Raw genomic sequence first — 17,738 nt, 5'->3', positions numbered from 1 at the left:
TTGCAACAGCCGCTGGAAGTAGCCGACATAACGCTGCACCGTTGATTCATCGAACAACGCTGTGGCGTATTCAAGCGAGCCGCGAATCGAGTCTTGCGCTTCGGCCAGCGTCAGCGACAGATCGAACTTGGCAAAGTGGCTCGGCTCGGCGACTCCTTCCAGGGTCAAATCGCCAAGGCTCAAGCCTGGGCCATGGCTGCTGTCCCAACTGAACATCGCCTGAAACAGCGGGCTGTGCGCCATGCTGCGCAGCGGTCGGGTAATTTCCACGACCTGCTCGAAGGGCAGATCCTGGTGAGTCTGCGCCTCCAGCGTGCGCGCTTTGACCCGCGCCAGCAGCGCCTCGACACTCAGCTCGCCCGAGGTGTCGATGCGCAAGGCCAAGGTGTTGACGAACATGCCGATCAACCCTTCTATCTCGGCGCGGCTGCGGTTGGCCACCGGCGAGCCAATCACCACATCCGGCTGACCCGACAACCGCGCGAGCAGCATGGCCCAGGCACTGATCAGCGTCATATACAGGGTTACGCCATGGCGCTGACACAGCGCCTTGAGCCCGGCGCTCAGGCGTTCATCCAGCACCACCTCGACACTGCTGCCGGCGTAGTCCTGCTGCGCCGGACGCGGACGATCGGTCGGCAACATCAGCAACGCCGGCGCTCCGGCCAGAGTCTGCTGCCAGTATTCACTTTGCCGTTGCAGCACTTCACCGCTGAGCCAGCGTCGTTGCCACACCGCGTAGTCGGTGTATTGCAGCGTCAGCGCTGGCAGCGGATCGGCCTCGCCGTGGCTGAACGCCTGATACAGCGCCATCAGCTCGCGGGTCAGCACGCCCATCGACCAACCGTCGGAGATGATGTGATGCAGGGTCAGCAGCAGAACATGGTGATCGTCAGCCATGCGCACCAGACGTCCACGAATCAACGGATCGTCCTGCAAGTCGAACGGCCCCGAGGCTTCACCCTGGATCAGTGCCTGCAAGGCTTCGTCGGGCTGCGGATGCTTGCGCAGATCTTCAACGCGCAGCAGTAGACCGCTGTCGACAGGCGCAATCAGCACCTGCGCTTCGTCGTCGAATTGCGCGAAGCGGCTGCGCAGGGTTTCGTGACGGGCGACGATCTTCGCCAATGCCTGTTGCAATGCATTAGCGTCAAGCCGCCCGCGCAGACGCAGGGCAATCGGGATGTTGTAAGCGGTGTTGGCCCCTTCCATCTGCGCCAGGAACCATAGGCGCTGCTGGGCAAAAGACAACGGCAATGCGCCGTCACGCGGCACCGGCAAAATCTCTGGCTGAGTGCAGCGACCGGCGTCACTCAGCACCGCAGCGACGGCGGCCAGTTCAGCATTGGCGAACAGGTCACCCAGTGCCAACTCGACCCCGAGACGCTGACGCACCTGTGACACCATGCGCATCGCCAGCAGCGAATGGCCGCCAAGTTCGAAGAAATGATCCTGGCGCCCGACCTGTTCGACTTGCAGCACGTCGGCCCAGATCTGCGCCAACGTGGTTTCCAGCGCGCCCTGTGGCGCCTGATATTCGCGGGTGAACAGCGCCGAACGATCCGGTTTCGGCAATGCCTTGCGGTCGACCTTGCCATTGGCGGTCAGCGGCAAAACCTCGAGTTTGACGAAGGCTGCCGGCACCATGTACTCGGGCAAATGCGCCAGCAGATGCGCACGCAGTTCGCCCACGGCCAGCGGTTCGACCTGGGCCTGCCCGGTGAAGTACGCCACCAGTCGCGGCTGACCGGGCTCGTCCTCGCGGGCCAGCAGAACGGCTTCCTGGATACCCGGCAATTGGTTCAGGCGCGTTTCGATTTCGCCGAGCTCGATCCGCACACCACGGATTTTCACCTGATCGTCATTGCGCCCGAGATACTCGACGGTGCCGTCCTCGCGCCAGCGCGCAAGGTCACCAGTGCGGTACATACGGGCGTTCGCGGTGTTGCTGAAAGGATCGCGCAGAAAGCGCTCGGCCGTCAGTTCAGGCCGATTAAGGTAACCTCGGGCAACGCCGGCACCACCGACGTAGAGTTCGCCGGTAACACCGATCGGCAGCGGGCGTTGCAGCTGATCAAGGATATACACCGAGGCGTTGGTCAGCGGTTTGCCGATGTGCAGCACCTCGCCCGCCTCGACCCGGCCCGACGTGGCAACCACGGTAGCCTCGGTCGGGCCATAGTTGTTGATCACCTCGAAATGCTGGTTGCGGCCGAACTGCCGCAGGCGGTCACCGCCGATCAGCAGCGTGCGCAAGGTCGGGTGTTCAAGATTCTGGCTAAAGGCATATTCGGCAATCGGCGTTGGCAGAAAACTCACGTCCAGCGGTTGCGCACGCCACCATTCGAGCAGTGCATCGATGTCTTCGTTGCCATCGTGAACCGGTGCCAGATGCAGGGTCGCGCCTGCACACAACGCCGGCCAGACTTCCCAGGCCATGGCATCGAAGCCGAATCCGGCGAGGCTTGAAGTGTGACGCCCGGCGCACAGATCGAAGGCCTGACAGTGCCAGTCGACCAGATTGGAAAGCGTGTGGTGCTCGACCATCACCCCTTTGGGTTGTCCCGTCGAACCGGAGGTGTAGATGACGTAGGCCAGGTGCCCGGTGGTCAGGCCTTCGACTTGCGGATCGAGTGAGGCACCGAGTGGCCAGGTGCGCGGATCAAGGTCGATCACCGGGACGTTCAGATTCGGCAGGCGCCCGCGCAGATCGTTTTGAATCAACACCGCCACCGGGGCGCTATCTTCAAGCAGATAATTCAAGCGCTCGGCCGGATGCGCCGGATCGATCGGCACGTAACCGCCGCCAGCCTTGAGAATCGCCACCAGCCCCACCAGCGTATCCAGCCCGCGCCGGGCGACGATGGCCACGCGGTCGTCAGGCTTGAGCCCCGATTCGATCAAATAATGCGCCAGTGCATTGGCACGCCGATTCAGCTCGGCATAGGTCAACTGCTCGCCGGCAAAAGTCGCTGCCAGTGCCTCGGGCCGTTCAGCCACCTGAGCCTCGACGCGCTGATGAATCGTCAGTGAGTTCGGGTAATCCACCTGCGTGGCATTGAAACCGCGCAATACTTGTTCGCGCTCGGTTGCCGGCAGAATCGGCAATTGATCGAGAGGTGAATCCGGTGCCTGTTCCAGCGCCTGCACCAGACTTTCCAGCGCGTAATGCAGGTAATGACAGACCCGCTGTGGCTCGATTTGCGTGGTCGCCAGCAGGGTCAGACGAAATGCATCGCCCAGATCATCGACGCTCAGAGTCAGCGGGTAGTTGGTGCGTTCCTCGGAGCGCAAATTGCTGATGCCTTGCCACGCCGCGATCGTTTCCGCACTCGCCGCTGAGGCGTTGTGGCTGTGTCGATAATTGAGTAGCGCGCTGAACAGCGGAGTCGGCGCCACCACGTTGCTGCAGCGTTGTGCCAACGCCAGCGGTGCGTGCTCGTGGCGCATCAGAGCGGTCAGCCGCGCATGGGTTGCATTGACAGCGGCGCGCACGCCCTGCCCATCGACGTCCACCCGCAGCGGCAAAGTATTGATGAAAATCCCCAGCGCCCGTTCAACCGCCTCGGCCCCTTGCATGCGCCCCATCAAGACTGTGCCGAACACGACGCTCTGCTTACCGGTCAGCACCGCCAATACCTGCGCCCAGCCGAGGTGAAACAGGCTGGCAGTGCTCACGCCAAGCAGACGGGCCTGGGTGCGTAAACGCTGCCCCAGCAGCGCTTCGACCGGCAAACTGACCTCGGCGATGTCGCCGCCGTCGCCCTGTACATCCTGCAAGCCGAACGGCAATGTCGGCTCATCGATGTCGCTGAGCATGTCGCGAAAGAACGTCTCGTGTTCGGCCTCACTGATGCCCAGCCGCGCCTGCGCCACGTAATTGCGAAACGGCACTGGTCGCCCCAGCAACTCACTTTGCCCGGTCAGGCAGGCGAGCATTTCATGGCGCACGACATCCAGCGCCGAGTGGTCCAGCGCCATGTGGTGAAACAGCAGCGTGGCGATCAGACGCTGTCCCGCCTCGTCCCAGGCGTACGCCAGACGCAATAACGGCGCGCAGCGGACATCCAGTCGAAAGTGGCGGATGTCGAAGCGTTCCAGCAGATGCGCCAGAACATCAGTGTCCGCATCGGGTAGCAGGACCTCCTCCACCGGCAGCCGTGCCTGACGCCAGACCACTTGCAACGGCGCATCCAGCCCTTCCCAGATCACAGCGGTGCGCAGAATGTCATGGCGATCGATCACGGTTTGCAAGGCTTGAGCGAATGCCTGGAAACGCTCATGACTGGCGAATGCAAAGTGCGATTGCATGACGTAGGGGTCGCCCTCACCGCCACTGACATGGTGATAAAGAATGCCTTCCTGCAACGGTGCCAGCGGATAAATATCCTGCACATTGGCGGCACCACCCGGCACATCGGCGACGATACGCTCGATGGTGGCCTGGTCCAGTTCGACGAGGGTCAGCATGGCCGGGGTAATGTGCGTAGTGCCGGGGATTATCCCGTTGGCCGGCACCTCGACCTGGCCATTCTTGACGGGCGAATAGTGCCCGGCCTTGATCAGTTCGATCAGCTCCGGTTTATGTTCCCGCAACAGCGCCAGCAACGCCGAATCGTTCAGTGCCTGTTTGTTGCCGTTGACCCGCAATTGGTCGTCCGCGACCGCCAGCTGAATATCTTTTGCCTTCAGTGTCGCCAACAGTTCGATCACGTTCACAGGACGATCTCCATTCTTTCGGTAATTGCGGCGTAACCGGCCAGCGTCGGTTGCTCGAACAACGACCTGACATCGGCTTCCATGCCTTCCTGACGTAACCGGCCGATCAGACTGACCGCCAGTAATGAGTGACCACCCAACTCGAAGAAATGGTCGTGACGCCCCACCCGTTCGACGTTGAGCAATTCCGCCCACAGCCGTGCGAGGGTGATTTCCACATCCCCCATCGGCGCTTCGTATTTGCGGCTGGTGATTGCAGACTGGTCCGGCGCGGGCAAGGCTTTGCGATCCAGTTTGCCGTTCGGACTGAGCGGCAGGTTGTCGAGACGGACGAATACCGCAGGCACCATGTAATCCGGCAGATGCTGGAGCAAATGACTGCGCAACTCATCGACAGGGACTTGCTGGCCGGTGTAGTACGCGACCAGGCGCTTGTCGCCCGGCACGTCTTCACGGGCCAGCACCACGGCTTCCTGCACGCCGCCGATTTGCGTCAAACGCGCCTGAATCTCGCCGAGTTCGATGCGCAAGCCACGGATTTTCACCTGATCGTCGTTGCGCCCCAGATACTCGATATTGCCGTCGGCCAGATAGCGCGCGACGTCGCCGGTGCGGTACATCCGCGCATTCGGCTGCGTATTGAACGGGTCGTTGAGGAAGCGTTCGGCGCTCAGCTCTGGACGGTTCAGGTAACCACGAGCCACCTGTACGCCGCCGATGTACAGCTCACCGACCACACCTTGCGGCACCGGTTGTTGTTGCGCATCGAGGATGTACATCCGGGTGTTGGCAACTGGTTTGCCAATCGGTGTGTTGTCTGGGGTTTGCTCTACCGATCCGGCGCAATGCCAGGCCGTGACGTCCACCGCTGCTTCGGTCGGACCGTAAAGGTTATGCAGCTCGCTGCCCGGCAGTTGCTGCTTGAAGCGCCGAACCAAAGAACCCGGCAAGGCTTCACCACTGCACATCACCTGACGCAGGCCGGCGCACCGCTGACTGTCGCCGTGGGCGAGAAATACGTCGAGCATCGACGGTACAAAGTGCAGCGTGGTGATGTTTTCGGCTGCGATCACTTCGCTCAGATACAGCGGCTCTTTGTGTCCGCCCGGGCGCGCCATGACCAGACGCGCACCTGTCATCAGCGGCCAGAAAAACTCCCAGACCGACACGTCGAAACTGAATGGGGTTTTTTGCAACACGCTGTCGGCGGCGGTCAGGCCATAAGCCTCCTGCATCCACAGCAAGCGGTTGACCACCCCGGCATGCTCGTTGATCACGCCTTTGGGTTGTCCGGTGGAGCCGGAGGTGTAGATCACATACACCGGAGTCTGCGGGCTCAATTCCGGAACCTGCGGATTATCGGCAGGCAGCGACTGCCAGGTCTCTTGATCAAGATCGATCACCGGCACTGCAATATCGCCGAGCAATTCACGTGTCGACCCTTGCACCAGTACGGCCGCCGGCGCGCTGTCCTCCAGCATGTAGGCGATTCGTTCCTGCGGATAAGCCGGGTCAAGCGGCACATAAGCGCCGCCAGCCTTGATGATTGCCAGCAGGCCGACGACCATTTGCAGACCGCGCTCAACGCAGATCGCCACTCGCAAATCGGCGGTTACACCCTGTGCGCGCAAATGATGGGCCAGACGATTCGCCCGCTCATTCAAAGCTGTGTAGGTCAGTGGCTGCCCGTTCGCTACAACCGCAACAGCCTGAGGCGTATGCCGGACTTGCGCCTCGAACAATCCGTTAATCGTCTGATTCAGGTCGTAGTCGACGTCAGTGGCATTCAACTCGAACAGCAACTTGTGGCGTTCCTGCTCCTGCAATATCGACAGGCGATTCAACGGCAGATGCGGCGTCTGCTCCAGTGCATCGGCCAACGCCGACAGCGCGCTCTGCATATAGCCGCAAATCCGCACAGCGCCAATGCTGGCAGGTGTCATCGCGGTAAGGTGAAAGCTGCTGGCCAAATCATCGACGTTCAGGCTCAGCGGATAGTTGGTGCGCTCTTCGCTGGAGAGATTCTCTATGCCTTCCCACGCCAGACGATTGCTCTGCTGTTGCTCCTCGCTGTCGCCGTGGCGGTAGTTGAGCATCGCACTGAACAACGGCGACGGCGCGGTCACGCCGCTGCAACGTTGCGCCAAAGCCAGCGAAGCATGTTCATGGCCGAGCAGTTCGGTCAGTCGAGCATGCGTGGCTTTTACCCCGGCGCGCACGTGGGTTTCGCCCAGATCCACACGCAGCGGCAAGGTGTTGATGAACATTCCCAGACCGCGATCAGCACCTGTCCCGCCCTGCATCCGGCCCAACAGCACGGTGCCGAATACCACCCGATCCTGACCGGACGTCGCCGCCAGCACTTGCGCCCAGGCCAGATGGAACAGACTGGCCACGCTGACGCCCATTTGCCGCGCATGTCCTCGTAAACGCCGTGCCAGCGCCTCGGGCACTGGCTGGCGGACTTCTTCAATGTCATGCCCGTCACCGCGCACATCGATCAGGCCGAACGGCAGCGTCGGCTCATCGACATCGCCGAGCATTTCACGGAAATACGCTTCGTGTTCCTGCTCGCTGACGCCCAGACGCGTCTGCGCCACGTAATTGCGATAGGGCACGGCGGCCAACAGTGGCTGGTTCTGACCGAGCAAGATCGCCTGCATTTCCTGACGAACGACGTCCAGTGCGGTGTGATCCAGCGCGATGTGATGGAACAACAGCATCGCGGCCACTCGGTGGTTGACCGGGTCATGCGCATACACCAGTCGAATCAGCGGTGCCTGGCTGAGATCAATTCGAAAGTGTCGGGCGTCGAAGCGCTCATACAACAGAGTCAAGACATCCCCGGACGCCGGGTTCAGCACTGCCTCTTGCAACGGCAAATCAGCTTCACGCCAGACTACTTGCACAGGTGTGGTCAAACCTTCCCAGACCACGCCTGTACGCAGGATGTCGTGACGTTGCATGACCTGACGCAACGCGGCGGCGAAGGCTTGAAGACGTTCGATATTGTCGAACGCCAGGCGCGATTGCAGCAGATAGGGATCGCCCTGCGCCGCACTCAAGTGGTGATAAAGAATGCCTTCCTGCAACGGCGCCAATGGATAGATATCCTGCACATTGGCAGCGCCACCCGGCACCGTGGCGACTATGCGCTCGATGGTCGGTTGATCCAGCTGCACCAGCGTCAACATGTCCGGCGTGATCTGCGTACAACCCGCAGGAATACCATTGGCCGGCACTTCGACTTCGCGTCCGCTGCCGACTGCCGCAGCCAGTGCCGCCAGCGTCGGCTGGCTGAACAGCACCCGCACGTCGGTGCTCAAACCGAGCTGACGCATCCGTTCGATCAGGCTCACCGCCAGCAACGAATGGCCGCCCAGCTCAAAGAAGTTGTCGTGACGACCGACTTGTTCGACCTGCAACACCTCGGACCAGATCTGCGCCAGCGCGATTTCCACCGCGCCCAGCGGCGCGGCGTATTCGTGGCTGAGCCATGCGTCCTGATCCGGGTCAGGCAAGGCCTTGCGGTCGAGTTTGCCGTTGGCGGTCAGCGGCAGCGATTGAAGCTGGACGTACGCTGCGGGCACCAGTGCCTGCGGCAGGCGGGCTTGCAAATGCATGCGCAACTCTTCGATATCCAGCGCAGTACGCTCGGTGAACCAGGCAATCAAACGTTCGTCGCGCACCAGCACCACGGCATCCTGTACCGCCGGATAACTGGCCAGCGCCGCTTCGATTTCACCGAGTTCCACGCGCACACCGCGCAGTTTCACCTGATCGTCGTTACGCCCCAGATATTCGATATTGCCGTCAGCCAACCAGCGTGCGAGGTCGCCGGTGCGGTACATCCGTGCTTGTGGTTCGTCACTGAACGGGTCTTCGAGAAAGCGCTCGGCGGTCAGTTGCGGCCGGTTCAAGTAACCCCGCGCCACACCCGCGCCACCGACATACAACTCGCCGGGTACGCCGACCGGCACCGGACGCAGTTGCTCATCGAGCAGGTAGATCCTGGCGTTGGCTATCGGCCGACCAATGTGCAGCAACTGTCCGGCCTCGACCGGGCCGGAGGTGGCAACCACTGTGGCCTCGGTCGGGCCATAGTTGTTAATCACCTGATAGGTCTGGTTGTGATTGAACTGACGCAAGCGATCACCGCCGATCAACAACGTGCGTAGCGTCGGGTGTTGCAGCTCGCGGCTGAATGCATATTCGGCGACCGGGGTTGGCAGGAAGCACACCTGCAACGGCTGCTTGGCCCACCAGTCAAGCAGTTCATCAAGATGCTCGTTGCCGATCGATTGCGGTGGCAGGTGCAGGGTCGCGCCGACGCACAAGGCCGGCCAGACTTCCCACGCCATCGCATCAAAACCGAAGCCGGCAACGCTGGCAGTGTGGCTGCCGGCGTGCAGATCGAACGACTCGGCGTGCCAGTGCACAAGGTTTTCCAGAGTCGCGTGTTCAACCATCACGCCTTTGGGCTCGCCGGTCGAGCCCGACGTATAGATCACGTAGGCCAGGTGTGCCGGGGTCAACGTCGGCAGTTGCGGATTGGCGTCGGACAGGTGCTGCCAGGGCTCGTGATCCAGATTGATCACGGGCACCGCGCCCAATAGATCGCGGGTCGAGTCCTGCGCCAGTACCACCACCGGATCGCTGTCCTGCAACAGATAGGCGATGCGCGCCGACGGATAGCCTGGATCGACCGGCACGTAACCGGCGCCGGCCTTGAGGATTGCCAACAACGCCACGAGCATTTGCGGGCTGCGACGCAGGCACACGGCAATTCGCTGATCCGGCTGCACTCCGAGGCTGAGCAAGTGATGAGCCAGACGATTGGCCCGTTGATTGAGCTGAAGATAAGTCAGTTGCTGGTCGCCCTGAATCACCGCCAGCGCCTGCGGATGACGCTTGGCTTGCGCCTCCACCAGCGCATGGATCGTCGCGCCACGAGGATATGCTGCTGAATGCTGGTTGAAGCCGACCAGCAAACGCTCCTGCTCCAGCACAGGAAGAATCGGCAAGCCGTTGAGTGGCGCTTGCGGCGTCTGTTCCAACGCCCGCACCAGATGCTCCAGCGCAGTGTGCATGTAGGCGCAAATGCGATGCGCGCCGATCCGGCTGACCGCCAGCACCGTCAGGGCGAAGCTGTCACCGAGGTCGTCAACACTCAGGGTCAGCGGATAGTTGCTGCGCTCTTCGCCACCAAGCAGGCGCACGCCTGCCCATATGCCCTGACCATCACGCGGCTGCGCTTCGGCCGCCGTGTGCCGGTAATTGAGCAGCGCGCTGAACAGCGGTGCCGAGCCGGGGATTGCACTGCAACGCTGCGCCAATGCCAGCGAGGCATGCTCATGCGCCAACAGCGCTGTCAGCCGCGCATGGGTGGTTTTCACTGCGGCACGCACGCCTGCGCCGGTATCGACCCGCAACGGCAAGGTATTGATGAACACGCCCAGCGCTCGATCAGCACCCTCGCCGCCCTGCAGGCGCCCCATCAACACGGTGCCGAACACCACGTCGTTGCGCCCGGACAGCGCCCCCAGCACCTGCGCCCAAGCGAGATGCATCAGGCTCGCGGGGCTGACCCCCATCTGCCGCGCCTGATCGCGCAAGCGCACATTCAATCCACTATCGACAGCTTGCAACGCTTGCTCGATATCGCCGCCATCGCCCTGTACATCCTGCAAACCGAACGGCAAGGTCGGCTCTTCGATATCCCCGAGCATCTCGTGGAAAAACGCCTCATGCTCCTGCTCGGCAGCACCCAGACGGGCCTGCGCCACATAGTTGCGGTAAGGCATCGGGGGCGTGAGGATGTCGGCCTGATCGAACATGAACGCACGCATTTCCTGCCCTACCACGTCCATCGCGGTGTGGTCGAGGATCAAATGCTGGAACAACACAATCGCCACTACCCGTTGCTGAGCCAGGTCCTCGGCATAGACGATGCGCATCAGCGGCGCCTGATGCAGGTCAAGCCGGTAATGACGGGCGTCGAAACGCTGGTGCAACTGCTCGAGAATATCGCCGTCCGCCGAGTCCAGTGGCACCTTCTGCACCACCAGTTGTGCCTGGCGCCACACCACTTGCTGCGGGCTCGGCAGACCTTCCCAGACCACGCTGGTGCGCAGAATGTCGTGGCGGGCGATGACTCGCTGCAGGTTGTCGGCAAAATTGCGCAGGCGCTCGACGCTGTCGAACGCCAGTCGCGATTGCAGGAGGTACGGATCACCCTGCGCGGCACTCAGATGGTGATAGAGAATGCCTTCCTGCAACGGCGCCAATGGATAGATATCTTGCACATTGAGCGCGCCGCCCGGCACCGTGGCGACGATCCGCTCAATGCTGTCCTGATCGAGTTCGGTCAGGGTCAGCATGTCCGGGGTGATGTACGCGCAGGCTTCGGGGATGCGGTTGGCCGGCACCGCGACTTCGCGACCGGTGCCCACGGCACTGGCCAGCGCCGCCAGGGTCGGCTGATTGAACAGCACCCGTACATCGGCATTGAGGCCGATCTGGCGCATGCGTTCGATCAGGCTCACCGCCAGCAACGAATGCCCGCCCAGCTCGAAAAAGTGATCGTGACGACCGACTTGTTCGACTTTCAGCACATCAGCCCAGATTTGTGCCAAAGCACTTTCAATCGCACCTTGCGGCGCCTGGTATTCACGGCTGAGCCACGCGCTCTGATCCGGTTCCGGCAAGGCTTTGCGGTCGATTTTGCCATTGGCGGTCAGCGGCAGGCTTTCCAGAAGCACGTAAGCTGCCGGCACCAGAGCGTCAGGCAAATGCGCTTGCAGGTGACTGCGCAGATCTTCGATGTCCACCGCCGAGCGTTCGGTAAACCACGCCAGCAAGCGTCCTTCACGCACCAGCACCACGGCATCCTGTACCGCCGAGTGACTACCAAGCACGGCTTCGATTTCACCCGGTTCGATGCGCACCCCGCGCAGTTTGATCTGGTCGTCATTGCGCCCCAGGTATTCGATGTTGCCGTCTGCCAGCCAGCGTGCCAGATCACCGGTGCGGTACAGGCGTGCCTGCGGGTCACTGCTGAACGGGTCATCAACAAAGTATTCAGCGGTGAGTTCGGGACGGTTCAAATAGCCCCGCGCCACGCCTGCACCGCCGACGTACAACTCACCGGCAACGCCGACCGGTACCGGTTGTCGCCGGGCATCCAGCAGATAGACGTTGGCGTTGGCAATCGGCCGCCCGATATGCAAAGGCTGCGCGGCCTCGACACGACCGGAGGTGGCAACCACCGTGGCCTCGGTCGGGCCGTAATTGTTGATCACCTCGAACGTCTGGTTGCGGCTGAACTGACGCAAGCGGTCGCCGCCGATCAGTAAGGTTCGCAACGTCGGATGTTGCAGCTCGCGCGTGAATGCATGCTCGGCCACCGGCGTCGGCAGGAAGCACACTTGCAACGGTTGCGCACGCCACCAGTCGAGCAGCTCATCAAGGTGCTCATTGCGAATCGACTCTGGCGGCAGATGCAAGATCGCACCGGAGCACAGCGCCGGCCAGACCTCCCACGCCATCGCATCGAAACCGAACCCGGCCATACTGGCGGTGTGGCTGCCGACGTGCAGATCAAACGCCTCGGCGTGCCAGTGCACAAGGTTTTCCAGAGTCGCGTGCTCGACCATCACCCCTTTCGGCTGCCCAGTGGAGCCAGACGTGTAGATCACATACGCCAGATTGGCCGGTGACAGCGACGATAACTGCGGGTTGACGTCAGGCAGGTGATGCCAGCCGCCGATGTCCAGATCGATGACGGGCACCGCGCCGACCAGATCGCGGGTCGAAGACTGCGTCAGCACCGCCACCGGGTCGCTGTCTTGCAGTAGATAGGCGATGCGTTCCAGCGGATAGGCTGGGTCAACCGGTACATAACCGGCACCGGCCTTGAGAATCGCCAACAGCGCCACCAGCATCTGCGGGCCACGCCGCAAGCACAGCGCGACACGATCATCGGGCTGCACGCCCAGTCCGATCAAATGCTGAGCCAGGCGATTGGCGCGTTGATTGAGTTCGCCGTAACTCAGTTGCTGATCGCCCTGCACCACCGCCAGCGCATCGGGACGCGCCGCCGCCTGCGCTTCGAACAAGCGCTGAACCGTCTGCGCGCACGGGTAGTCACGGCCGGTGATATTGAAGCCGACCAACACCCGTTGCCGCTCGCTCGGCGACAGAATCGACAGCTGATGCAGCGGTGTCTGCGGGTTTTGCTCGAGTGCCGTCACCAGGCTTTCCAGCGCTGTTTGCAGGTAGCCACAAACCCTAGGGCCATCGATCTGCGGTAACGCTTGTACGCTCAGGCGAAATGCTTCGCCGAGGTCATCGACACTGACCACCAACGGATAATTGCTGCGCTCGCGAGAGCTGAGTACCTGAATGCCGTCCCACGCCACGTCGGACGACTCCGTTGCACTGTGGCGATAATTGAGCAACGTGCTGAACAGTGGCAATTCACCCGAAACCCCGCTGCACCGCTGGGCCAGCGCCAGCGAGGCCTGCTCGTGCCCGAGCAATTGCGCAAGACGCTCATGGGTGACGCGCACGCCTTCGCGCGCGGACATCGCACCGGCACTGACACGCAACGGCAAGGTGTTGATGAACATCCCCAGCGCCCGATCTGCGCCCTCGCCGCCCTGCATGCGACCCAACAGCACTGTTCCGAACACCACCTCTTCGCGTCCGCAAACCTGTGCCAGCACCTGCCCCCACGCCTGATGCACCAGGCTCGCGACACTGATGCCGAGCTGCCGAGCCTGAAGGCGCAGACGTTTTGCAATCGCCGTGTCCAACTGCAAATGGCTGTCGACAATCGAACTGCCGTCGCCATGCACATCCTGCAAACCGAACGCCAGGGTCGGTTCGTCGATATCGCCGAGCATGTCGCGAAAGAATGCTTCGTGGGCTTCGGCACTCACGCCGAGCTGTGCCTGTGCCACGTAATTTCGGTATTGCACCGGGGCCGGCAGATCGCTCGGTTGCGCGTGCAAGGCGTCACTCAGTTCAGCCACCAGCACTTCCAGCGCGGTGTGGTCGAGAACAATGTGGTGTAGCAGCAGAATGGCGACCCAGCGTCCTTGCGCCGCGTCCTCGGTGTAGGCAAAGCGCATCAGCGGTGCGCGCGTGAGGTCCAGCCGATAATGTCGCGGATCGAAAAGTGCCTGCAATTGCTGCAACACATCGCCTTCCAACAGATCGGCATCAACCCGTTCCAAGGCCAGCGGGGCATGGCGCCAGACGACTTGCACCGGCTCTTCAAGGCCTTCCCACAGGACGCTGGTGCGCAAAATGTCGTGACGGGCGATCACCGCGTTCATCGCACGGACGAAGGCTTTGATCTGCGCCAGACCTGCAAAAGCGAATTGCGCCTGCAACACGTACGGATCACCGGCATCGGTGGCCAGGTGGTGATAGAGAATCCCGGCCTGCAACGGCGCCAGAGCATAGATGTCCTGCACATTGCCGACGCCGCCGGGCACTGTCGCCACAATACGGTCGATAGCAGTTTGATCCAGCACCGCCAGTGGCAGCATGTCCGGGGTAATGCGCGTGCAGCCCGGCTCGATCAGGTTGTCCGGGACAACGATGGTTTTCCCGCGGCTCAACGTCGCCGCCAATGCAGCCACGGTTGGCTGTCCGAAAAGCACCCGCACATCGCAGTGCAATTCGCGCTGACGCATGCGCTCGATCAGTTTCACTGCCAGCAGCGAATGGCCGCCCAGTTCGAAGAAGTTGTCGTGACGGCCGACCTGTTCAATTCCCAGCAAGGTCTGCCATAGACCCGCAATCAGCATTTCAACCTCGCCCAGCGGGGCCTCGAAACCACGCAGGGCGAAGGCTGCGCTGTCGGGTTGTGGCAAAGCCTTGCGATCCAGTTTGCCGTTGCCGGTCAGCGGCAGCGCATCGAGAAGCACAAACGCGCTTGGCAGCATGTACTCGGCCAGATGCGTCAACAGGTGATCGCGCAATTGCGCAGCGCTTGGTTCTGCGCCTTCAGCGGCCAGCCAATAGGCGACCAGACGCTGATCACCGGGGCTGTCTTCGCGGGCAATGACCACGGCTTCGCGCACGCCTTCACAGGCAGACAGGCGCGCTTCGATCTCGCCCAGTTCGATACGGAAACCACGGATTTTCACCTGATCATCATTACGTCCCAGGTATTCGAGACTGCCGTCAGCGGCCCAACGCGCGAGGTCGCCGGTCTTGTACAGACGCGCATCACTGCGTTCATTGAACGGGTCGCGGATAAACCGCTCGGCAGTCAGCGCCTCACGATTCAGATAGCCCCGGGCAACCCCGGCGCCACCGACGTACAACTCGCCAATCACGCCGGCCGGCAGTGGTTCACGTTGTGCATCGAGCACGTAAAGTTGCAGGTCGGGAATGCGTACGCCAATCGGACTGACACCGACCAGTTGCGCATCCGCTGCTTGCAGCGGTCGATAGGTCACGTGCACTGTGGTTTCGGTGATGCCGTACATGTTCACCAATCGCGTACCGGCATTGCCGACCCGCGCATACCAGGGCTTGAGCAGGCCGGGCTCCAGCGCCTCGCCACCGAAAATCACTTCGCGCAACGAGTGCTGCAACGGGCTGCGACCCTGTGCGGCGATTAGTTGGCGGAAGGCGCTCGGGGTCTGGTTGAGCACCGTCACGCCCGCCCGGCAAAGCAATGCGTAGCAATCGTCCGGCGAGCGGCTTACCGCTTGCGGCACCAGCAACAATTGCCCGCCAAACGCCAGCGCACCCCAGATTTCCCACACCGAAAAGTCGAACGCAAAGGAATGGAACAACGCCCCCACGTCCTGCGGGTTGAAGTTGAACCAGTCATCAGTGGCCGAAAACAACCGCGCAACGTTGCGGTGTTCAACCATCACGCCTTTGGGCAAACCGGTGGAGCCCGAGGTGTAGATCACATACGCGAGATGCTGCGGGGTCAGTTCAGGAATCTGCGGATTGCTGCTGAGTTCGACTTGTAAACCAGTATCGTTGAGGTCGATTTTCGGCACAGCGAGTGCCGCGACGCGATCTTCTGTGTTCGCCTGCATCAGCACCGCCGCTGGCGCACTGTCTTGTAGGGTGAAGGCAATACGCTCCAGCGGATACGCGGGATCAATCGGCACATAACCGGCGCCAGCCTTGAGCACGCCCAACAGGCCGATGATCATCTGCGGGCCACGTTCGACGCAGATGGCCACGCGCTGATCCGGGCGAATACCGAGTGCCAGCAAGTGATGCGCGAGCTGATTGGCGCGGCGATTGAGTTCGCCGTAACTGAGCGTGCAATCGTCGAAAATCAGCGCAGTGGCGTCGGGCCGGGCTTGCGCGTGGGCTTCGAACTGTTGATGCATCAACGGTGCATCCGCAACCTGCTCAAGCGTCGAGTTGACGCCGTGCAGCCAGTGTTCACGTTCCGCCGCCGGCAGCACTTTCAAGCCATGCAGCGGCGAGTCCGGCGCCGTTTGCAGTGCTTGCACGAGGTTTTCCAGCACTGCGTGCAGATAGCTGGCGATACGCTCGGCACCGAGAGCTGCCTGCGCCAGAGCGGTGATGCGCAGATCCTCGCCAAGATCATCCACGTTGACCGTCAACGGATAGTTGGTGCGCTCGCGGGCGCCCAACACCTGCACGCCGGGAGCAAGGTCGACGACTTCAGCCACTTCTTCGATGGAGCTGTGGCGATAGTTGAGTATCGTATTGAACAACGGCGTCGGCACGGCCACCGCACTGCAACGCTGAGCCAATGCCAGCGAAGTTTGCTCATGGGCAAGCAAGGCAGTCAGGCGTCGATGAGTTGCCAGCACAGCAGATTGAACGCCTGAGTCACCGACATCGACGCGTACCGGCAAGGTGTTGATGAACATCCCCAGTGCCTGCTCGCCGCCCTCGCCGGCCTCCATTCGTCCCAGCAACACGGTGCCAAACACCACCGCCGTACGGCCCGACAACTGGCCAAGCACCCGGCCCAGCGCGAGGTGCATCACACTCGCCACACTGACGTTGAGTCTGCGCGCCTGCTCGCGCAGTGTTCGGCTCAAGTCGCTGTCGAGCATCCGCGAGACTTCTTCGATGCCTTGACCGTCAGCCTGCACTTCCAGCAAACCGCAGGGCAAGGTCGGCTGGTCAATGTCGGCCAGCATCTCGCGGAAGAACGCTTCCTGAGCCTGTTCGTCCTGGCCCATACGCGCCCGTGCCAAGTGATCGCGATACGGCACCGCCGGCCCGACCTGCGCCGCATCGCCCGACAACCAGGCCTGAATCTCCCGGCGCACCACGTTGACGGCGACGTGATCCATGATCAAGTGGTGAAACAGCATCAACCCGACTATTCGACCATTGGCTGGATCTTGCGCATAGACCAGACGCAACAGTGGCGCCTGCTGGATATCGAGGCGGAAGAAACGTGGATCGTGACGCTCCAGCAGTTGCTCCAGTACATCAGTGGTATCGCTGAATTCGATCTCTTCGCAGACCAGCGTTGCATGGCGCTGAACCACTTGCAGCGGTTCGTCCAGCCGTTCCCAGATAAACGACGTGCGCAGAATGTCATGCCGTCCAGTCATCCATTGCAGCGCTTCGGCGAACGCGTCCAGCCGTTCGCGACTGTCGAAGGTGAAGCGCGCCTGTGAGACATAGGCATCGCCTGCGGGCGCAGACAAGTGCAGGTAAAGCATGCCTTCCTGCAACGGCGCCAACGGATAAATATCCTGCACGTTGGCGGCGCCACCGGGCACGCCGGCAACGATGCGGTCGATGGTCGGTTGATCGAGGTTTACCAGCGGCAGCATGTCCGGCGTGATCCGAAAGGCCGGGCTCAACCAGTCGCCGCCGTGGCTGGCAACCAGCTCCAGCAATTGCGCCTTGTGCTCGGCCAGGCTGTCCCACAACGCGTCATCCAGGGCATCGTCGCCACCGAGAATGACCAGGTCTTCATCTTCCTGTTGAAGGCGGATCGCGTGAGTGGAAATAACAGCCATCAGTTCGCTGAAATGCAT

2 protein-coding genes (1 of these 2 cut by a window edge) are annotated in these 17,738 nt (G+C 61.8%); both read right to left on the bottom strand.

Annotation, left to right across the window (positions count from 1 at the left end; all coding sequences use genetic code 11):
• Window positions 1-4,719: the start of a non-ribosomal peptide synthase/polyketide synthase gene (locus ACTWLJ_RS19140; protein ID WP_445177995.1), read on the bottom strand. The gene continues 13,119 nt to the left of window position 1, outside the view; 4,719 of the gene's 17,838 nt are visible here — the first part of the coding sequence; its start codon is at window positions 4,717-4,719; the stop codon falls past the left edge of the window.
• A complete protein-coding gene (locus ACTWLJ_RS19135; RefSeq protein WP_445177994.1) occupies window positions 4,716-17,738 on the bottom strand; it encodes an amino acid adenylation domain-containing protein in 13,023 nt (4,340 codons plus the stop codon). Before ACTWLJ_RS19135 ends, ACTWLJ_RS19140 begins: the two co-directional genes overlap by 4 nt.

This window comes from Pseudomonas sp. McL0111 (assembly GCF_052567255.1).
This window is presented reverse-complemented; position numbering and strand designations above follow the sequence as displayed.